Origin of the sequence: uncultured Phocaeicola sp. (assembly GCF_948499155.1) — a bacterium.
Classification (GTDB): Bacteria; Bacteroidota; Bacteroidia; order Bacteroidales; family Bacteroidaceae; genus Phocaeicola; species Phocaeicola faecalis.
The window spans coordinates 38,044-58,071 of the sequence record NZ_CAOOSE010000025.1 but is presented as its reverse complement, the minus strand read 5'-3'; the positions used below and the strand labels follow the sequence as shown (position 1 = coordinate 58,071).

The following is a 20,028-nucleotide window of genomic DNA, read 5'->3' as shown; positions in this document are numbered from 1 at the left end:
CTTAATTTGTTTGTCAGTTCAAAGAAAAGCCGTACCTTTGCAAGCCGATTATTATCAAAAGTTTATAAAGAATTAATTCTTAGCGTGTTAATGGTTCTTTGTCCGGGAACGGTTAGAGACGCTGGGAAGAAATTGTTTTTTAGTAGTTAACATTTAAAAAGATTTTAAGAGTGGACACTTTAAGTTACAAGACCATTTCTGCAAACAAAGAAACAGCTCAAAAAGAATGGGTTGTTATCGATGCTACCGATCAGGTCGTAGGCCGTCTCGGTTCGAAAGTTGCGAAACTGTTGAGAGGAAAGTACAAAGCTAGCTTTACCCCTCATGTTGACTGCGGTGATAACGTAATTATCATTAACGCAGACAAAGTAAAATTTACCGGAAACAAGTGGAACGACAAAGTTTACTTGAGATATACAGGTTATCCCGGTGGACAGAGAGAAATGACTCCTGCCGAGCTGATGAAGAAACCTAACGGTGAAGAAAAACTGTTGAAGAGAGTAGTAAAAGGAATGCTTCCCAAAAACCGTCTGGGAGCACAGTTGCTGGGCAACTTGTATGTTTACGCTGGTAGCGAACACAAGCACGAAGCTCAGAGCCCGAAAACAATTGATATAAACTTACTTAAATAATAAAGAATGGAAGTAGTAAATGCATTAGGCAGACGTAAACGCGCAATCGCACGCGTATTCGTAAGCGAAGGTACTGGAAAGATTACTATTAACAAGAGAGACCTTGCAGAGTACTTTCCATCAACTATTCTTCAGTACGTTGTAAAACAGCCTCTGGCTAAGGTCGAAGCTGCTGAAAAATATGATATTAAGGTAAATCTTTGTGGTGGTGGTTTCACCGGTCAGTCACAGGCTTTGCGTTTGGCTATCGCTCGTGCTTTGGTGAAAATTAATCCTGAAGATAAGAAGGCACTCCGTGCAGAAGGCTTCATGACACGTGATCCTCGTTCTGTTGAACGTAAGAAACCGGGTCGTCCGAAAGCACGTCGCAGATTCCAGTTCAGTAAACGTTAATATCCGGTTTTACTTAGAACTGGTTAAGAAGCGTTTAGTATCTAAACTGCCGGGACTCTACTTTGTAGCAGACTACCCGATGGTTGGTTGAGATAAACAAAAAAGAAAGTAAACGATTTTAAAGAATAACAAAAATGTCTAGAACTAATTTCGATACATTATTGGAAGCCGGTTGCCACTTCGGACACCTTAAGAGAAAGTGGAACCCTGCAATGGCTCCTTATATCTTCATGGAACGCAATGGTATCCATATCATTGACCTCCACAAAACAGTTGCTAAAGTAGATGAAGCTGCTGACGCACTGAAACAAATTGCAAAATCAGGAAAGAAAGTCCTGTTCGTTGCTACTAAGAAACAAGCTAAGCAGGTAGTAGCTGAGAAAGCTGCTTCTGTAAATATGCCTTATGTAATCGAGCGCTGGCCGGGTGGTATGTTGACCAACTTCCCGACTATCCGTAAGGCTGTGAAGAAAATGGCTACTATCGATAAGTTGACTAACGATGGTACCTATTCAAATCTTTCAAAGAGAGAAGTTCTGCAGATTTCTCGTCAGCGTGCTAAATTGGAAAAGAACTTAGGTTCTATTTCTGACCTTACTCGTCTGCCGTCTGCATTGTTTGTTATCGATGTATTGAAAGAAAACATTGCAATCCGCGAAGCTAACCGTTTGGGTATTCCTGTATTTGCTATCGTTGATACAAACTCAGATCCTTCAAATGTAGATTTCGTAATCCCTGCTAATGATGACGCTACTAAGTCAATCGAAGTTATCTTGGATGCTTGTTGCGCTGCTATGGCAGAAGGATTGGAAGAAAGAAAAGCTGAAAAAGTAGATATGGAAGCTGCCGGTGAAAATGCGCCTAAGAATGCTGCCGGTAAGAAGAAAGCTACTAAAGCTCGCATGGACAAAGCCGAAGAAGAAGCTATCAACGCTGCTAAGGCTGCCGCTTTCATGAAAGACGAAGAAGAAGCTTAATATACTATAGTTGAGAGTTGAGAGTTGAAAGTTGAGAGTTACGATATGCAATTCTCAACTCTCTGTTCTCAACTCTCAACTGCTTTTAAAGACATTATTAACAAATTAAAATAAAGGAATATTATGGCTGTAACTATGGCTGAAATTACCAAGCTTCGTAAAATCAGTGGAGCTGGTATGATGGACTGCAAAAACGCTTTGACTGAAGCTAATGGCGATATCGATAAAGCAATGGAAATTATCCGTAAAAAAGGACAGGCTGTTGCTGCAAAACGTTCTGACCGTGAAGCATCAGAAGGTTGTGTATTGGCTAAATCAACAGGTGAATTCGCTGCAATCATTGCATTGAAGTGTGAAACTGACTTTGTTGCCAAGAATGCTGATTTCGTTGCTTTGACTCAGGCTATTCTGGACGCTGCTGTGGCTAACAAATGTAAGACTTTGGACGAAGTAAAGGCATTGCCGTTGGGCAACGGTACTGTACAGGATGCAGTAACTGACCGTAGCGGTATCACCGGTGAGAAAATGGAGTTGGACGGCTACAATGTAGTTGAAGGAGCTTATACTTCTATCTATAACCACCAGGGAAACAACCAACTTTGTACTATTGTGGCTATGAACAAGGAAGCTGAGGCTGCAGCTCACGGAGTAGCTATGCAGATTGCAGCTATGAACCCTATCGCAATTGACGAAGCCGGTGTTCCTGAATCAGTGAAGGAAGCTGAAATTCAGGTAGCTATCGATAAGACTAAGAAAGAACAAGTGGACAAGGCTGTGGAAGCTGCTTTGAAGAAAGCCGGCATCAACCCTGCACATGTAGACAGTGAAGATCACATGGAAAGCAACAAGGCTAAGGGATGGATAACTGACGAAGACATTGCCAAGGCTAAGGAAATCATTGCTACTGTTTCTGCAGAGAAGGCTGCTAACCTGCCCGAAGCTATGATTCAGAACATTGCTAAAGGTCGTTTGGGCAAGTTCTTGAAGGAAGTTTGCTTGTTGAATCAGGAAGATATCATGGATGGCAAGAAGACTGTAAGAGAAGTGTTGAAAGAAATCGATCCTGAATTGCAGATTGTTGATTTCAAACGTTTCACTTTGCGTGCTGAGTAATATTTATGAGAAAGCCCTTGGCTCAGGTTTCTGTGACGAGGGTTATATGGTAGGAAAGAGGGTGCGCACCCTCTTTCCTTTTTTTTATTTCGTCTGTGTATATCCTTCCGCCTTCAACAACTCGATAACCCGCTGTTTGAACTCTCCTTGAATGATGATTTCTCCATCCTTCACAGAACCGCCCACACCGCATTTGGTTTTGAGCAACTTGCCCAATTCCTTCCGGTCATCTTCGGAACCGATAAATCCATTGACGAGGGTGACAGTTTTACCGCCCCGGCCTTTCTTCTCTATACTGACGCGCAATTTTTGCTGCTTTTTATCCGGAGTGGCTGTCTCTTCTTCTTCCTCCTGCTCATAGTTGAAATCGGGATTCGTCGAGTACACCACATTCAGACGCTCTTTCCAATCGTTATTTTTCATGTGAATTTTGCTTAAATGAGTGCTCAAAGATACTACATTTTTTATTCTCAAAAGGCAGTGGTAACAAATAAAAGTGTACTTTTGCACATTACCTAATGATAATGCCAATAGAAACAGATGGATATACGTATGCATAAATTCTCAGATAAAGTGCCTGAGCCTACTTTGCGCAGACTCCCTTGGTATCTTTCTAATGTAAAGCTGATGAAAGAGAGAGGAGAAACGTATGTGTCTTCTACCCAGATATCCAAGCAGATTAATATAGATGCGTCTCAGATAGCGAAAGACCTTTCGTATGTCAATATATCCGGTCGTACTCGTGTGGGCTATGAAATAGATGCGCTTATCGAAGTGCTGGAACGTTTTCTGGGCTTTACGCACATGCATAAAGCATTCCTGTTTGGGGTAGGTAGCCTGGGAGGAGCGTTGTTGCGCGATTCGGGTCTTCACCATTTCGGGTTGGAGATAGTAGGTGCTTTTGATGTGAACCCTGACATTGTGGGAACTGAAATTAATGGTATCCCCATCTATCATTCCGATGCCTTTGAACAGATGATGGAGGAATGTAATGTCAATATAGGAGTATTGACTGTGCCTATCAATATAGCACAGGAGATAACGGATAAGATGGTGGCGGGTGGAATTAAAGCTGTTTGGAACTTTACTCCGTTCCGTATTCGTGTTCCCGAAGATATTGTAGTGCAGAATACTTCACTGTATGCTCATCTGGCTGTGATGTTTAACCGTTTAAATGTAAATCAGGACTAAAATTATATGAAGATATTAGCCGTAGGTATGAATTATGTGGCTCATTGCCACGAGTTGCATGCCGATGAAAACTTACCGAAGGAACCGGTCATTTTTATGAAGCCCGATTCTGCGTTGCTTAAAGATAGCAAGCCTTTCTTTATCCCGGATTTCTCTCAACAGGTAGATTATGAAACAGAACTGGTGGTTCGTATCAACCGTCTGGGAAAAAACATAGCCGAACGGTTTGCACATCGTTATTATGATGCGGTGACGGTGGGGATTGACTTTACGGCACGCGATCTTCAGCGCCGGTTTCGCGAAGAGGGCAAACCGTGGGAGTTATGCAAGGGGTTTGATAATTCGGCTGTTATCGGAGACTTTGTATCGGTGGATAAGTTCAAGGATATTCAGAATTTGAAGTTCCATTTGGATATTGACGGTAACACGGTTCAGCAGGGCAATACGGCAGATATGCTTTTTAAGGTAGACGAAATCATTGCTTATGTCAGCCGTTTCTTTACGTTAAAAATAGGAGATTTACTGTTTACCGGCACACCGGTGGGAGTAGGGCCAGTCAGCGTCGGCCAGCATTTGCAAGGCTACCTGGAAGAAGAAAAACTATTAGATTTCTATGTAAGATGAAAATAAGAGTAGGATTTGGATTTGACGTACATCAGTTGGTGGCAGGCCGTGAGTTGTGGCTGGGAGGAATAAAGTTTGAACATGAATTGGGCCTGTTGGGACATTCGGATGCCGACGTGCTGATTCATGCCATTTGCGATGCATTGCTCGGAGCGGCCAATATGCGTGACATCGGCTATCATTTTCCCGATACGGCAGGTGAGTTTAAGAATATAGACAGCAAGATTCTGTTAGCCAAAACAGTTGATTTGATTGCGGCCAAAGGCTATAAGGTAGGCAACATAGACGCGACCGTCTGTGCTGAACGCCCGAAACTGAAAGCACGTATACCCGAGATGCAGGAAGTCTTGGCACATCTGATGAAAATAGATACGGACGATGTTTCCATCAAAGCAACTACGACGGAGAAGCTGGGCTTTACGGGGCGCGAAGAGGGTATTTCGGCTTATGCCACCGTACTGATAGAAAAGTGATTTTCACACGTACGTGTGCCGTTATACATACGTACGTGTAGCCTTATGCGGATATATGTATGAGCCTATACTGACGTACGTGTGAGGCGATGCATACTAACGTGTTTTTCTTTGTCTTATAAACTCAATCCTAAAGTCAGTAATATCCCGAACAATAGCATATTGCGTGAGGTCTCTCCCAATATGCTGTTCAGTTCTTTGCCTTTGTTGATTCTCACCATCCGTTGCCAAGTCAGGAAATGGGGAAGAATATAGATTTGTGGCAGTATTGCTGCCCATATATGTCCGCTGACGGCAAACAAGAGGCATAACCATGCGGCTGCCAATCCTAAAAACAGATAGAGCATACGCCCTGTTGCCGCGCCCCATCTTACGACCAGCGTTTTCTTGCCGCTTAACGCATCCTGTTCCCGGTCGCGATAATTGTTTACCATTAACAAGGTATCGATAATCATGCCACATACCACAGAGGCGATAGTGACATTCCATGTCCAGTCATGGCACATTACATAATAAGTGCATCCCACAGGCACAAAACCGAAGAATACTATGACCAACACATCTCCCCAGCCATGATAAGCCAAAGGATAGGGACCGGCAGTATATAAAAAGGCGAACAGAATACACAGCAGTCCGACCGGAATCATCTCTGCTCCACTGTAGAAAAGCAGAAGGACTCCAACCGCACATGCCAACATGGTGGTCAGCGCGATACCCCGTTTCATGGCTTGCAATGTAATCCATCCCTGTGCACATGCCCGTTCGGGGCCCAACCGGTCTTCGCGGTCACTTCCTTTTAAATAGTCAAAAAAGTCATTGATAAAGTTGGCATCTATCTGCATCAGAAAAGCAAAGAGAAAACAGAGCGTGGCAGGTATGATTTGAAACCATCCGTCTGATGCTGCCAAGGCACATCCCAGCATGACGGGAACAGCGGCACCTGCCAATGTCTTGGGGCGTGCAGCCAATAGCCATGCTTTTATAGAATTTGTTTTAACAGTTTCCATCCATTTCATATTAAAGATGTGCAAAGATAAACAATTAATTCTCTATCTTTACTTCTCATTAAAAAGAAAAAGACATGAAGAAAGCCGTTCTCTATTTGTTGCTTGCCGCAGCTCTGTTTACTTCCTGCGCCACTGCTTCTCTGTCAAAGTATCGTGGAGTGGGGCGCGTCAAGCAGTATGATTTTTATAGTTATGACGTTCCGTCGGCATTCGACGGATTCCGTATTGGTTTTGCATCGGATTTCCATTATGAAAGTCGCTTCACACGCAAGCGTCTTGACAATGCGATACGTGCATTACAATCTTTAAATGCCGATGTATTATTATTGGGCGGAGACTACGGCAGTCCGAAAGGGGGAAATCTGGACACGTTGTTCACCGCATTGGGAAAAGTGCTTACACCGTATGGCACCTATGGTGTGATGGGAAACCATGATTACAGTTATTGCTATGCGGAGGTGGCGGAGGCCATGAAAAAGAACAATGTGCACTTAATGGAGCATAAAAGCTATAAGTTACTGAAGGACGGGCAACACATTATCATCAGTGGTGTGCGCAATCCTTTTGACCTGAAAAAGAATGGTGATTCACCTTCACAACACTTTTCTGCCGATGATTTTATCCTCTTGCTGACGCATACTCCCGATTATGCCGAAGATACGGACGTATCTAACGCCAACTTGGTTTTGGCCGGACATACCCATGGCGGTCAAGTGAGTCTGTTTAAAAAGTTCTCTCCGGTAAAGCATTCCATTTATGGTAACCGTTTTCTGACCGGCCGGAAAGAAAATAGCGCCGGTGTTCCTATTATTATAACGAACGGATTGGGTACTTCGAGAGTGAATGTTCGTCTGTTTACCCCCAGTGAGGTGGTTGTGGTGGTACTTCATCGGGTAGAGAAAAAATAATCTGAAAAAAGACAGATTCCGATGCAACGTTTTGAAGGGTGTTTGCGTCTAATAGATAAAGAACACAAGATAGAACGCGAAAGCAAACACAAAATAGAACGCGAAAAACGAACACAAGTAAAACACGAAGTACAAACATTAAAAATAAAACAGTATGAAAACTACAGGATTTTTTAAAGTAATGATGGTTATTGTATTTGCCATGGCAAGTGTATTGACAATGAATGCGGCGGAATCTGAGAAGATTACTAATGTGGAGATGGACAATGGTCGAATAAGTGCGAAGGTGGTGTATCAGCAGGAAGGCAACTATCTGACTCCTGATTTCCGCTTTGAGTATGCTTATAATGACAAGAATCAGATTATCGAAAAGAAGGCCTTGAAATGGGATGGCTCGAAATGGATGAATTATTATTGCATCACCGTGACGTATACGGATGCCGAAGCGCATATCCAATATTCCATGTGGGATAAAAAGTCCCGGCACTTCCAACCGACAGAGAAGTATGTTTACGGACTTGAGGAAGCCGGCAAGTTCCTTGCATAGTGTCTTTTAGAATGACTTATCGTATTTGAAATTAGTTATTATACCGAGAATTGTGTGTTTCCCCGTAAGGTATTACAGTGTAATATCCTTGCGGGGTTTTTCCGTTTAAGCGGCTAAACGGACTGTTTAACCACTGAATTGTTCGGTTCAAGGCGGCTCATCTGGAGGAAATGGGAGAATCGATTACATTTGTCTCCCAATAAAAAGTATAAAACATGTTCAACGCTATCCTTCGATTCTCAGTAAAAAAGAAACTCTTTGTGGGGCTGACCACTTTGTTTCTTCTGATTGGTGGAATTTATTCCATGTTGACGCTTCCCATAGATGCAGTGCCCGATATTACCAATAATCAGGTGCAGATAGTGACGGTGTCGCCCACTTTGGCACCTCAGGAAGTGGAGCAACTCATCACGATGCCCGTGGAAATTGCCATGAGTAACATTATGAATGTGACGGAAATCCGTTCTGTATCGCGTTTCGGACTTTCTGTGGTTACGGTCGTCTTTAAAGAAAATGTGCCTACACTGGATGCCCGGCAGTTGGTCAATGAACAGATACAGACTGTGTCGGGAGAGATTCCATCCGAACTGGGTGCACCCGAGCTGATGCCCATTACTACGGGGCTTGGCGAAATTTATCAGTATGTGCTGAAAGTGGCTCCGGGATATGAAGACAAGTATGATGCGATGGAGCTTCGCACCATTCAGGATTGGATTGTGAAGCGGCAATTGTCCGGCATTCCGGGCATTGTGGAAATCAATAGTTTCGGCGGCTATCTGAAACAATATGAGGTAGCGGTAGACCCGGATGTCCTTTTCTCTTTGAATATCACAATCGGAGAGGTTTTTGAAGCTCTGAACAAGAATAATCAGAACACCGGAGGCAGCTATATAGAAAAGGTGAACCGTGCTTATTATATTCGTTCCGAGGGTATGATAAACCGTATTAAGGATATTGAACAGGTAGTCGTAGCCAACCGTAACGGGATTCCCATTCATATAAGTGATATCGGAGCAGTGCGGTTTGGCGCGCCCAAGCGCTTCGGTGCCATGACGATGGACGGTGAAGGAGAGTGTGTGGGCGGCATTGCCATGATGCTTAAAGGGGCCAATGCCAATGTAGTGACCGGAGAGTTGGAGAAAAGGGTGGAGAAAATACAGAAGATATTGCCGGAAGGTGTCAGTATTGAACCTTATTTGAACCGTTCGGCTTTGGTCAATCGAAATATCTCGACTGTCATACATAATCTGATAGAGGGGGCTATTATCGTATTTATCGTACTGATTATATTCTTGGGCAATGTGCGCGCGGGGCTTATTGTCGCTTCTGTCATTCCGTTGGCCATGCTGTTTGCTTTTATTATGATGCGGCTGTTCAATGTCTCTGCTAACCTGATGAGTCTGGGAGCGATAGACTTTGGTATTGTTGTCGACGGCTCCATTGTGATACTCGAAGGTATCTTGGCCCATCTATACGGACGGAAGTTCCGTGGGCGTACCTTGTCCGCCGAAGAAATGGATGCAGAGGTGGAGAGGGGGGCCTCGGGTGTAGTGCGTTCGGCTACTTTTGCCGTGTTTATCATCCTTATCGTATTCTTCCCTTTATTGACGCTGACCGGTATCGAGGGTAAATATTTCACTCCGATGGCTAAGACATTGGTATTCTGTATTATCGGTGCATTGTTGCTGTCGCTTACTTATGTGCCTATGATGGCTTCTTTGTTTCTGAAACATCATATTGTAACGAAACCGACTTTTGCCGACCGTTTCTTTGAGAGGCTGAATAAGCTCTATTCCCGGGCTTTGCATGTTTGTCTGAAGTTTAAATGGGGGACGGTGGCGGCTGCTTTTGCAGCATTGGCTTTTTCATTGTTCCTGTTTACCCGGTTGGGGGCGGAATTCATTCCTACTTTGGATGAAGGGGATTTTGCGATGCAGATGACCTTGCCGGCAGGCAGCTCGTTGAGCGAAAGTATTGCCGTATCCGATGAGGCAGAGAAAGTTTTGAAGGAAAAGTTTCCCGAAATAAAACATGTGGTGGCAAAGATTGGTACGGCCGAAGTGCCTACCGACCCGATGGCGGTTGAAGATGCCGATGTGATGATTATCATGAAGCCGTTCAAGGAATGGACAAGTGCTTCGAGCCGTGCCGAGATGGTGGAAAAGATGAAGGAGGCGTTGGAACCTTTGTCAGAACGGGCCGAATTTAATTTCTCACAACCCATCCAACTTCGTTTCAATGAATTGATGACGGGGGCGAAGGCTGATATTGCAGTGAAACTGTATGGCGAGGATACACATGAACTTTATGAGAAGGCCAAGGAAGCGGCGAAGTATGTGGAACAAGTGCCCGGAGCGTCTGATGTCATTGTGGAGCAAACAATGGGACTTCCGCAGTTGGTTGTGAAGTATAATCGCGGAAAGATAGCCCGTTACGGCATCAATATAGAAGAACTGAATACCATTATCCGTACGGCGTATGCCGGAGAAGCGAGTGGGGTGGTATTTGAAAATGAGAGGCGTTTTGACTTGGTTGTCCGGCTGGATCAGGAGAAGGTGGCTGATTTGAACTTGGATAAACTGTTTGTGCGTTCGGGTGAGGGCATCCAGATACCGGTCAGTGAAGTGGCTACCATCGATTTGGTAAACGGGCCGTTACAGATAAACAGGGATGCGACCAAACGACGTATTGTCATCGGGGTCAATGTGCGCGGTGCTGATATCCAGCAGGTGGTGCAGGAGATACAAAAGACGTTGGACCGGAATATCAAGTTGAAGCCGGGATATTATTTTGATTATGGCGGACAGTTTGAGAACTTGCAGAATGCTATTAACACCCTGTTAATAGTGGTTCCGGTGGCATTAATGCTTATCCTGCTGCTTTTGTTCTTTGCTTTCAAGAGTGTAACTTATACGCTGGTGGTCTTTTCTACGGTTCCTCTTTCGTTGATTGGCGGCATATTGGCGTTGTGGCTACGCGGACTGCCTTTCAGCATTTCGGCAGGAGTGGGCTTTATTGCCTTGTTCGGTGTTGCCGTGCTGAATGGTATATTGATGATTAACCATTTTAATGATATACACAAACAGACCATGTATCCTTTATCTACCAACAGAGTCATTGCTCGGGGCACGCCTCATTTGCTGAGACCTGTTTTTCTGACGGGCTTGGTGGCTTCGTTGGGTTTTGTACCGATGGCGGTTGCTACTTCGGCCGGTGCGGAAGTACAGCGGCCGTTGGCGACGGTTGTCATTGGCGGGCTGATTGTTTCTACGGTATTGACGTTGCTTGTCATTCCGGTCTTTTATAAGATTGTAGGAAGTGCCGCCGCCTGGAAACGCGCTTGTGCCGGCAAGAAGTTTTTCTTTTTCCTGCTGTTACTGGCTCTGCTTCCCATTCCGATGAGAGCGCAGCAAGTGGTCACTTTGGAGCAAGCCATCGAATTGGCTAAGCAGAATCATCCCCGGTTGAAGACGGCTGCCGCGGCTATCCGTCAGGCCAAGGCAGGGAGGGGCGAAGTGCTGGAACTGGCTCCTACCGAGTTCTGTTATTCTTGGGGACAACTGAATGGAGAGATTAAAAAAGACAAGCAGTGGGAGGTAAGTCAGAATCTGGGTTCATTGCTGACACCCTTTTATAAGAATGTATTAGTCAACCGACAAATAGCGACAGGCACTTTTTATCGCCGGATTGTAGAGAAGGAAGTAGTGGCTGAAGTGAAGCGTGCGTGGGCCTATTATCTTTATGCCTATAATCTTCGTTCCTTGTACAATGACCAGAATAAATGGGCTGAACAGTTGCAGCGCATCGGCGAGTTGCGTTATCAACAGGGCGAAATTACGTTGCTGGAAAAGAATATGGCCACCACGATGGCTGCCGATTTAAAGAACCGGCTTTTTCAGTCTCAGGAAGAAGAAAAGTTGGCTTTGGCACGTTTGAATTGGGCATGTTATGCCGATTTGTCCATTGTGCCGGCAGATACCGCTTTGGTACAATTCCCGGCAGATATTGAGGCTCCGACTTACTCGGAGGCGCATTTGAGATATTTTCAGAGTCAGGCAGGTGAAGCGAAAGCACAACTCAATATAGAGCGCAGCCGTTTCTTCCCCGAACTTTCTTTGGGATATGTGCGTCAGGATATCTTGCCTTTGAAGGGGTTGAACTCATGGATGGTCGGTGTGTCGTTTCCCATTTATTTTTTACCTCATCACAGCAAGGTGAAGCAGGCAAAGGCGGCTGCTTTCATTGCCCGGACGGAGGCGGAGGCAAATACGCGTAACCTATATAATAAGGTATCTGAGGCGATAGCTAACCTGCGCCGCCAGTCCGAGAGTCTCCGTTATTATACTTCTTCTGCTTTAAAGGAGGCGGATGAACTGATGAAAGTGGCAAGCTTGCAGCTCCGCCACAGCGAAACGGATATCACGGAATTTATTCAGGCCGTCAATGTGGCGCGGGACATTCGTCGCGGATATATTGAAACGGTCTATCAATATAATATAGCAGCTTTGGAATACGAACTATTTAAATAAGAGATAACAATGAAAAAGATAACATTTCCCATCATGCTGGTTTTGCTGGCGGCATGTAGTTCAAACAATGAATCCCGGCAAATGGAAGAAACGCTTACCACGGTGGTAACTGCCGATGAAGTGGTGCCCGACACTGTGCAGGTGGATGCGGTCACTTCTGCCACTTCCAAGCCCAATCAAGTCTCCTTTAACGGTACGATGGTTATTCCTCCGCAACGCATGGCCACGGTTTCGCTTACAATGGGCGGAGTAGTGAAAAGCACTTCTTTGTTGCCAGGTGAGTCGGTGGGTAAGGGGACAGTTCTCGCCACTTTGGAGAACCCGGAATTCATAGCCTTACAGCAGACTTATTTGGACAGTCATGCCCAGACTGAGTATCTGGAAGCCGAATACCGCCGTCAGAAAGCTCTTTCGGCCGAACAAGCGGCTTCTCAAAAGAAGTTTCAACAGAGTAAGGCCGATTATTTGTCTATGAAGAGCCGGATGGAAGCTGCTGCGGCCCAGTTGGAATTATTGGGTGTGAGCCCCTCAACGTTGTTGGATGGCGGTATCCGTCCTTATCTACAAGTCAAGGCTCCCATTGCCGGCTATGTGGCAGATGTGGAAATGAATGTGGGCAAGTATATGAATGCCGGCGATGCTCTGTGCGAGATAGTCGATAAGAGCCATACGCTGTTGAGGCTGACTACTTATGAGAAAGATTTGGCGGATATGAAAATCGGAAGTCCCGTCCAGTTCCATGTCAACGGCATGGGAAAGACAGTCTTTAAAGCCACTTTGATTTCTATCGGTCAGAAAGTGGACGAGGATACGCGTTCGGTGGAAGTCTATGCGCGGGTAGATACGGTGAACAGTCAGTTCCGGCCGGGTATGTATGTGACGGCAAGGATTATGAAATGAATGAATTAACTTGTATCTTTGCAGTATAAAGGCAGAAAGAATGAAGAATCGCTATACATTATTTATAATTGTGGTGTCCATCTCCGTGGCAGTCCTTATCCACTTCCCGGAGTTGGTTTCCCTTCTTGATATTCTTGAAGGGGCAACGCTGTTCCCGGAAATGGAACCCATTGATGTGGCGAGTGAAGTGTGTTTCACTTTCATCTCCCTCATTATTCTGTTTGAAGTAAATACATTGCTTTTCCACTTTAACCAGCCGGCGATAAAGATTACATGGCAGAAAATGCTTTTTTCGCTTGTACTTACTTGGATACTGAGCAGTCTGTTGGGCAAATGCTTTGTCTTTCTGCATCACACGTTCGATATTCCTGCCATCGATGCCATGGTGCATCACTATCTTCATCCGTTGCGCGATTTCATGATGACCTGTACAGTGTCGGGCAGTTGCTATATTGCTTATCTCATTCGCCGCCAACAAGAGGTAGTGGTCGAGAACCAACAGTTGCAGGCAGAGAATATCCTCAATCAATACGAAGTTCTGAAAAACCAGTTGAATCCGCACATGCTCTTCAACTCACTCAACACGCTTCGTTCGCTGGTGCGTGAGGATCAGGACAAAGCACAGGAATATATCCAGGAACTTTCCCGTGTCCTGCGTTATACACTGCAGGGCAATGAATCGAAGAGTGTAAGTCTGAGAGATGAAATGGAGTTTGTTTCCGCTTATATCTTCTTGTTGAAAATGCGTTTTGAAGACAATCTTTCTTTCGATATCCGTATCGACAGACAATATGATAATCACCGGCTCCCTCCCATGGCGGTGCAAATGCTGATAGAAAATGCCGTGAAGCATAACGAGATAAGCGACCGTCGTCCTTTGGCCATTCATGTATATACCGAAGGAGAGGAATTAGTCGTTACCAATCCGGTGCAGCCCAAACTGACCGCCACTGCCGGAACAGGTGTCGGGCTGGCTAATCTGGCAAAACGCTATCATCTGCTTTATAAATGCGAAATACAAATCACGGAGAATGAATATTTCACAGTGCGTATTCCCTTAATTCCGAATGCTTTATGAGAGCTATCATTATCGAAGACGAAAAAGCGGCAGTCCGAAACCTGAAAGCACTGCTGCAGGAGGTGAATCCCGGGATAGAGGTGGAGACTTCGCTCGACAGTATTGCATCGTCATTGGACTGGTTTCATACTCACCCCATGCCCGACTTACTGTTTATGGACATCCATTTGGCCGATGGTTCGGCTTTCGAGATATTCGACCGTTTCGAGATTACTTGTCCCATCATCTTTACCACAGCGTATGACGAATATGCGCTACGTGCTTTTAAAGTAAACAGTGTGGATTACTTGTTGAAACCTATCGGTAAAAACGATGTGGAGCAAGCTCTCCATAAGTTGGAACATCTGCATACCCCCGAACATGGAAGTGCAACCGGAGAGAGTTCCTTGTTGCAGTTAATCCGTTCGTTGAAAAGACAGGAAAGTTATAAAACCCATTTCCTTGTTCCGATAAAGGGTGATAAATTGCTGCCCATATCCATTGATATGATTCTGCTTTTCTATATTCAGGACTGTAAGGTGAAAGTGGTGTTGGCGGATGGCAAGGAGTACAATTTTCCCAAAACGCTGGATGAAGTGGCGGAGTGTGTCAATCCTTCTTTATTCTTTCGGGTGAACCGTCAGTTTCTTGTTTCGCGTGAGGCAATAAAGGATATTGATTTATGGTTTAACAATCGTCTGTCTCTCAATCTGCGTTGCAACGTTTCGGAAGAGAGGGTGTTGGTAAGCAAAGCCAGAGTGCAAGAATTCAAGGATTGGTTTTCGAGCATTTAGGTCATCCGAAGAATAGGTGGGGAGGGTAACCCCAAACAATGCCCATTGTTTGCGAAAGTTGTTACTACAGTTTGAAGAAACTGTCACTACTGTTTTAGAAAGTTCTCTTGAGGTTTTTGATGGCTCGTAATCCGTTCATTGACCGTATCCGAGTTGGAATAGTTTATTTTAGGTATGAGGGCATGAGAACATCAGCGTATCAAACTTTTTATTGATTGAAGACAGATGCTTATCCCCGCTAATTTTCTATTGTAGGTAACTTATAAACTCGTCCGGATAAAACACATATATATGTATAGGCTTACGCGTATATACGTGTAGCCGGATGCCTACGTGCACATTTAAAAAACAGACAGTTCACGCTGGATGCTGCCAAAAGACCTTGAGGTTCTCAAAAAAGCTCGGTATGTTTTCAAAAAACCTCACCATCTTTTTAAAAAAGCTCGGTGTGTTTTTCACGTAGGGACAAATTGCATCCCCCTCCCCTCACTAATCCGGTCATTCCTTCTTCTCCGTTCATCCTTACATTTTAATTGGAATATACAGATAATCAACTGCTTAAGAATGACAGGACATCCCTTCATCCTCATTTCAGCCGTGCTTTCCACGTCCCTTCACAATCTGCCTTCAGTAATTCCCTGTGTATTTTTTACACATCTTTTGAGCCTACCGCTTTCTGTAGGGGCAGACCCGTGTGTCTGTCTGAGAACAGTTCACTTTAAGCTATCGGGCGGACACATGGGTCCGCCCCTACAGTAAATGAAGGCGTTATAGAAAAAGTTAAGTGTCCGTTTTTACAAACGAAAGGAGGCAGAAGGGGCGGTTCCGGGATGCCCGTTCACTGCCGTAAGTTGCATCAGTAGGGCGTTTCAACGACTAATGAAAGGAGGAAGAAAGAAACAGATTTCTGCTTGTAGGGCGAAAAAGCGCAGTCGCTTTTTATGGATTCAGTTATTGAGAGACAAGTCATTTGTTACTTTTTATCTTGTCAGCTGTTCATCGACCGCCGGATAGAGGAAATACCTTACATCTTTTCCTTCCGTCAAAGCCCGGCGGATAAAAGTAGAACAGATGAAATGATATTCATTTATTAGGAAAAATGGTAGATATTTTGTTTCTTTGTAAAAGAGATAAAGACTGAATTATGAAAAAGAACAAGGAAATAGTGTTGAATGCAATTAGAAGTACTTTGAGGCAGATAGCTCCTGTGGGAACAAAAGTTGTTCTTTTTGGTTCGCGGGCTCGTGGAGATGCTCGCGATGATTCAGATTGGGATATTTTAATCATACTCGACAAAACAAAATTGGAGGCGGACGACTATGATAATATTTCATATCCACTCAGAGAATTGGGGTGGAGATTAAAGGAATGCATTAATCCGGTGATGTATACTCTTAAAGACTGGATGAAGTATAGTTTCTCGCCTTTTTATCACAATGTAACCAATGAAGGAATAATATTACTATGAGTATGAACATGGATGACATAGAAGCGATTGTTTTTTATCGTAAGCAGAAGTCTCGTACGACACTGAAAGAAGCAGAAGATATGATAGATAGTTCTCATTGGAATTTAGCTATCCAACGGTTGTATTATGCATCATTTTATATGGCATCTGCTTTATTGCTGAAGAATAAGATTTCTGCTCAAAGTCATAATGGTGTGGTTAGCCAATTAGGTTTCCATTTTGTGACTACGGGAAAGTTGGATAAAAGTGAAGGTCGATTATATTCACGTTTGTTACAAAATAGAATAACCGGTGATTATAATGATTTTTTTGACTTTACAGAAGAGGATGCTGTTGCATTGTTAGAACCAACCCGAAAACTTATAAATAAACTCGAAAAATTAATAGAAGAGAGCGAGTAGAACCATTATAGTTATTGTGTTTCTATCTCGTAATCCGTTCATTGACCGCCGGATGCAGGAAATACCTTACATCTTTCCCTTCCGCCAAAGCCCGGCGGATAAAAGTAGAACTTATTTCCAATAAAGGAGTATCGACCAGCTGTACCGAGGGAGGAAGCAGGGAGGAATCAATCGTGTATCCGGGGCGCGGATAAATCATAATCCGATGGCGTTGTACTATTTCGTCGGAGTGATACCAACGCGGAAAGATAGCCCAATTATCAGCCCCGATAATAAGCGTAAACTCACGCTCGGGATGGGCGGACTGTAAAGCATCGAGCGTATGTATCATATAAGAAGGGCGGGGAAGATGGAACTCAAAATCAGAAGCGCGGAATTTGGGATAATCTGCGATGGCAAGTTGCACTAACTCCAGCCGCAGACTGTCATCCCATAAATCCGTTTGTTCCTTTAAAGGATTGTGTGGAGAAACCAGAAACCATATTTCGTCCAGTTCACCATATTCACAAAGGTAATTGGCCAAAGCTAAATGCCCGATGTGAATAGGATTGAATGAACCTCCGAATATTCCTGTTCTTATTTTGTTCTCTTTTGCCATACTTTAAAGTTCCAAATCTGTATGATGGCAACGATAACCATAATGCCGGCAATGATATGTTTCTGCATGGAGATGGCCATTACAGCCACGGCCAAGGCGGTCAGCCCGATAATGACACAGAGTATCATCATCCGTAGGGCTAATCTTTTGGGGTCTTTGATTATCATCTGTTTATTTTGCAATAAAGTCTTGAATTACTTTCAATGTCTCTGCTTTGGCTTTCTCCAACTCGTCGTTTACGATTACCACATCAAACTTGTCGGCAAAGCTCAGTTCAAACTCTGCTTTGGCAATGCGGCTTTCAATCACTTCCGGTGCGTCTGTCCCCCGGCCTACCAGTCTGTTGCGAAGTTCTTCTATGCCGGGAGGTTGGATGAAAAGTGATAAAGCCTGTTCACCGTAAAACTTTTTAATGTTGCAACCGCCTACTACATCTACATCGAAAACCACATTTTGTCCGGCTTCCAACTGCTTCTCCACCTGCGCTTTCAGTGTGCCGTAAAAACGGTTCTCGTACACTTCTTCGTATTCCAGAAACTCATTGTTGGCAATGCGCTGCTTGAACTCTTCGGGGGTGAGGAAAAAGTACTCCACTCCGTGCTGCTCTGTGCCGCGGGGCGGACGGCTGGTGGCAGAGATAGAAAATGCCAGATTCAGGTCCTGTGTCAGCAAATAATTGATAATCGTCGATTTGCCGGAACCGGAAGGGGCTGAAAATATGATAAGCTTACCTTTTCTCATTTACATAACGTTTAATACTTGTTCTTTGATTTGTTCCAACTCGTCCTTCATCTGCACTACGATGTTCTGCATCTCTGCATGGTTGGACTTGCTGCCCGTGGTGTTTATTTCACGTCCCATTTCTTGGGCGATGAAACCGAGCTTTTTGCCTTGTCCGTGGCCGCCTGCCATTGTCTCGCGGAAATAATTCAGGTGGTTGGACAGACGCTGTTTCTCTTCGTTGATATCAAGTTTCTCAATATAGTAAATCAACTCTTGTTCCAGGCGGTTCTTGTCATAGTCCACGTTGATGGTCTTTTCGAGTGCATCCGTAATGCGCTCACGGATTTTTGTCACACGCTCCGTCTCATACGGCTCGATAGACTTCAACAAACGTTCGATGTTGTCGATTTTCTCATTGAATTTCTTTTCGAGTGCCGCACCTTCCTGCTTGCGGAAATCTACCAGATGAGCGATAGCTTCTTCCACCACCTTGCGCACCGCTTCCCATTCTTCTTCAGACAGTTCCTGTGCATCGTCTTTGCTCATGATGTCCGGCATACGGAGCAAGGTAGACATGTAATCTGTCGGCGGGTATGTGTATCCGAGTGCTTCGGCTAAGGTTCTCATCTGTTTGTCATAGCTCTGTGCCAGTCCGATATTGATTTGTGCAGCTGTATCGGACACCTCTTTCTCTATCCATAAACTGAAATCCACCTTTCCCCGTTCCAGTGATTTGGAAATCATGTTGCGAATTTCTATTTCCTTTTCGCGGTACAGTGGTGCAATGCGTGTTGATAAATCCATAGCCTTGCTATTCAGTGATTTAATCTCTACGTTAATTTTTTTATCTCCGAATGCGACAGTTGCTTTGCCGTATCCGGTCATTGATTGTATCATAACTAATGTGTTTTTTTGCAAAAGTAGTGTTTTTATGGAAATGAAGTATAAATAAAAGTGTATATTTGCACATTATATTATATAAGTATAGCATTATGTCGTGTATTTTGCATATTGAAACATCAACAGAGGCCTGCTCTGTTGCCGTTAGCGAAGATGGGCTGGCGGTGTTCTCCAAAGAGGACTTGAAGGGACCTTCACATGCTGTTCAGTTGGGCGTGTTTGTAGATGAGGCGTTATCGTTTGTGGACAGCCGCGGTCTGCCGTTGGATGCAGTAGCCGTCAGTTGCGGTCCCGGTTCATACACCGGTCTGCGCATCGGCGTCTCTATGGCGAAGGGTGTTTGTTACGGACGTAATCTGCCACTCGTAGGGCTTCATACGTTGGAGGTGTTGTGTGTACCGGTCTTGTTGTATCATGACTTGCCCGAAGACGCATTGCTTTGTCCGATGATAGACGCACGCCGCATGGAAGTGTATGCCGCCGTTTATGACCGTGCACTGGAAGTGAAGCGTGAAATAGCGGCCGACATAGTAGATGAGAATTCCTATCTGGAGTTCCTGGATGAACATCCTGTTTATTTCTTCGGCAACGGAGCCGCCAAGTGCCGTGAGAAGATTACACACCCCAATGCACACTTTATCGATGAAATCTACCCATTGGCAAAATGGATGTTCCCATTGGCTGAGAAAGCGATTGCGAAACAGGACTTCGAGGATGTGGCATACTTTGAACCTTTCTATTTGAAAGAGTTTGTTGCTTCTAAACCCAAGAAGCTTTTATAATTTATAAATCA

General features: G+C 44.5%; 22 protein-coding genes and 1 pseudogene. 16 read left to right on the top strand and 7 right to left on the bottom strand.

The genetic code is table 11. From position 1 onward, the window contains the following. Positions 1 to 170: 170 nt before the first annotated feature. The 4 genes from rplM (at position 171) to tsf (ending at position 3,115) form a co-directional block, all read left to right on the top strand. Positions 171 to 632 carry a 50S ribosomal protein L13 gene (gene rplM, locus QYT14_RS15240; protein WP_288325424.1) on the top strand — a complete coding sequence of 154 codons (462 nt, stop codon included), beginning with the start codon at positions 171 to 173 and terminating at the stop codon, positions 630 to 632. Between the two features lie 6 nt (positions 633 to 638). Continuing rightward, positions 639 to 1,025, top strand: a complete 387-nt coding sequence (rpsI, locus tag QYT14_RS15235; RefSeq protein WP_288325423.1) for a 30S ribosomal protein S9 — start codon at positions 639 to 641, stop codon at positions 1,023 to 1,025. Between the two features lie 134 nt (positions 1,026 to 1,159). Beyond that, complete coding sequence (gene rpsB / locus QYT14_RS15230) at positions 1,160 to 2,002, top strand: 30S ribosomal protein S2 (protein ID WP_237039902.1); 843 nt, start codon at positions 1,160 to 1,162, stop codon at positions 2,000 to 2,002. Between the two features lie 123 nt (positions 2,003 to 2,125). Beyond that, positions 2,126 to 3,115 carry a translation elongation factor Ts gene (tsf, locus tag QYT14_RS15225; RefSeq protein ID WP_237039903.1) on the top strand — a complete coding sequence of 330 codons (990 nt, stop codon included), beginning with the start codon at positions 2,126 to 2,128 and terminating at the stop codon, positions 3,113 to 3,115. An 84-nt stretch (positions 3,116 to 3,199) separates the two neighbouring features. Here tsf and QYT14_RS15220 read toward each other — a convergent pair whose 3' ends face one another. Then, positions 3,200 to 3,538: a translation initiation factor gene (locus QYT14_RS15220; protein WP_237039904.1), complete on the bottom strand. Its 339-nt coding sequence runs from the start codon at positions 3,536 to 3,538 to the stop codon at positions 3,200 to 3,202. Positions 3,539 to 3,655: 117 nt separating this feature from the next. On the opposite strand from QYT14_RS15220, the gene QYT14_RS15215 reads away from it, so the two are divergent. Genes QYT14_RS15215 through ispF form a run of 3 tightly spaced genes read left to right on the top strand, consistent with a single transcriptional unit; the run spans position 3,656 to position 5,403 of the window. After that, positions 3,656 to 4,306, top strand: a complete 651-nt coding sequence (locus QYT14_RS15215) for a redox-sensing transcriptional repressor Rex (protein WP_237039905.1) — start codon at positions 3,656 to 3,658, stop codon at positions 4,304 to 4,306. A 6-nt stretch (positions 4,307 to 4,312) separates the two neighbouring features. Then, positions 4,313 to 4,930: a fumarylacetoacetate hydrolase family protein gene (locus tag QYT14_RS15210; protein ID WP_237039906.1), complete on the top strand. Its 618-nt coding sequence runs from the start codon at positions 4,313 to 4,315 to the stop codon at positions 4,928 to 4,930. Further along, positions 4,927 to 5,403, top strand: a complete 477-nt coding sequence (ispF, locus tag QYT14_RS15205; protein WP_237039907.1) for a 2-C-methyl-D-erythritol 2,4-cyclodiphosphate synthase — start codon at positions 4,927 to 4,929, stop codon at positions 5,401 to 5,403. Before QYT14_RS15210 ends, ispF begins: the two co-directional genes overlap by 4 nt. 116 nt (positions 5,404 to 5,519) lie before the next feature. On the opposite strand, the gene QYT14_RS15200 is transcribed toward ispF, so the two are convergent. Next, positions 5,520 to 6,410, bottom strand: coding sequence for a 1,4-dihydroxy-2-naphthoate polyprenyltransferase (locus QYT14_RS15200; protein ID WP_288325422.1), 891 nt, complete (start codon positions 6,408 to 6,410; stop codon positions 5,520 to 5,522). Positions 6,411 to 6,484: 74 nt separating this feature from the next. Here QYT14_RS15200 and QYT14_RS15195 point away from each other — a divergent pair, with 74 nt between their 5' ends. The 6 genes from QYT14_RS15195 (at position 6,485) to QYT14_RS15170 (ending at position 15,145) form a co-directional block, all read left to right on the top strand. Further along, positions 6,485 to 7,318: a metallophosphoesterase gene (locus tag QYT14_RS15195; protein ID WP_237039909.1), complete on the top strand. Its 834-nt coding sequence runs from the start codon at positions 6,485 to 6,487 to the stop codon at positions 7,316 to 7,318. A gap of 154 nt (positions 7,319 to 7,472) precedes the next feature. Further along, on the top strand, positions 7,473 to 7,865 hold the full coding sequence (locus QYT14_RS15190; RefSeq protein ID WP_288325421.1) for a DUF3836 domain-containing protein: 393 nt from the start codon (positions 7,473 to 7,475) through the stop codon (positions 7,863 to 7,865). 215 nt (positions 7,866 to 8,080) lie between these two features. Beyond that, complete coding sequence (locus QYT14_RS15185; RefSeq protein ID WP_288325420.1) at positions 8,081 to 12,394, top strand: CusA/CzcA family heavy metal efflux RND transporter; 4,314 nt, start codon at positions 8,081 to 8,083, stop codon at positions 12,392 to 12,394. A 9-nt stretch (positions 12,395 to 12,403) separates the two neighbouring features. Continuing rightward, positions 12,404 to 13,294, top strand: a complete 891-nt coding sequence (locus tag QYT14_RS15180) for an efflux RND transporter periplasmic adaptor subunit (RefSeq protein ID WP_288325419.1) — start codon at positions 12,404 to 12,406, stop codon at positions 13,292 to 13,294. 40 nt (positions 13,295 to 13,334) lie between these two features. After that, positions 13,335 to 14,372, top strand: coding sequence for a histidine kinase (locus QYT14_RS15175; RefSeq protein ID WP_288325418.1), 1,038 nt, complete (start codon positions 13,335 to 13,337; stop codon positions 14,370 to 14,372). After that, entirely contained in the window at positions 14,369 to 15,145 is a 777-nt protein-coding gene (locus QYT14_RS15170) for a LytTR family DNA-binding domain-containing protein (protein WP_288325417.1), read from the top strand. Before QYT14_RS15175 ends, QYT14_RS15170 begins: the two co-directional genes overlap by 4 nt. 980 nt (positions 15,146 to 16,125) lie before the next feature. Here QYT14_RS15170 and QYT14_RS15165 read toward each other — a convergent pair. After that, a pseudogene (locus QYT14_RS15165) lies at positions 16,126 to 16,212 on the bottom strand (nicotinic acid mononucleotide adenylyltransferase); the annotation flags it as partial. 77 nt (positions 16,213 to 16,289) lie between these two features. On the opposite strand from QYT14_RS15165, the gene QYT14_RS15160 reads away from it, so the two are divergent. Together QYT14_RS15160 and QYT14_RS15155 are read left to right on the top strand one after the other, a co-directional pair. Next, positions 16,290 to 16,613, top strand: a complete 324-nt coding sequence (locus tag QYT14_RS15160) for a nucleotidyltransferase domain-containing protein (RefSeq protein ID WP_288325416.1) — start codon at positions 16,290 to 16,292, stop codon at positions 16,611 to 16,613. Between the two features lie 8 nt (positions 16,614 to 16,621). After that, on the top strand, positions 16,622 to 17,014 hold the full coding sequence (locus QYT14_RS15155) for a HEPN domain-containing protein (protein WP_288325415.1): 393 nt from the start codon (positions 16,622 to 16,624) through the stop codon (positions 17,012 to 17,014). 22 nt (positions 17,015 to 17,036) lie between these two features. Here the strand turns inward: QYT14_RS15155 and nadD are convergent, their stop codons facing one another. The 4 genes from nadD to QYT14_RS15135 are packed head-to-tail and all read right to left on the bottom strand — an operon-like array spanning position 17,037 to position 19,232. Further along, positions 17,037 to 17,612, bottom strand: a complete 576-nt coding sequence (nadD, locus tag QYT14_RS15150; RefSeq protein WP_288325414.1) for a nicotinate (nicotinamide) nucleotide adenylyltransferase — start codon at positions 17,610 to 17,612, stop codon at positions 17,037 to 17,039. Beyond that, a complete protein-coding gene (locus QYT14_RS15145) occupies positions 17,591 to 17,779 on the bottom strand; it encodes a hypothetical protein (protein WP_288325413.1) in 189 nt (62 codons plus the stop codon). Before QYT14_RS15145 ends, nadD begins: the two co-directional genes overlap by 22 nt. Positions 17,780 to 17,783: 4 nt before the next feature. Continuing rightward, positions 17,784 to 18,353, bottom strand: a complete 570-nt coding sequence (gene gmk / locus QYT14_RS15140; RefSeq protein WP_288325412.1) for a guanylate kinase — start codon at positions 18,351 to 18,353, stop codon at positions 17,784 to 17,786. After that, the gene (locus tag QYT14_RS15135; RefSeq protein ID WP_288325411.1) at positions 18,354 to 19,232 is read right to left on the bottom strand and encodes a YicC/YloC family endoribonuclease; all 879 of its coding nucleotides are present in this window, start codon (positions 19,230 to 19,232) and stop codon (positions 18,354 to 18,356) included. 95 nt (positions 19,233 to 19,327) lie between these two features. On the opposite strand from QYT14_RS15135, the gene tsaB reads away from it, so the two are divergent. Then, complete coding sequence (tsaB, locus tag QYT14_RS15130; protein WP_288325410.1) at positions 19,328 to 20,017, top strand: tRNA (adenosine(37)-N6)-threonylcarbamoyltransferase complex dimerization subunit type 1 TsaB; 690 nt, start codon at positions 19,328 to 19,330, stop codon at positions 20,015 to 20,017. The last annotated feature ends 11 nt before the right edge of the window (positions 20,018 to 20,028 follow it).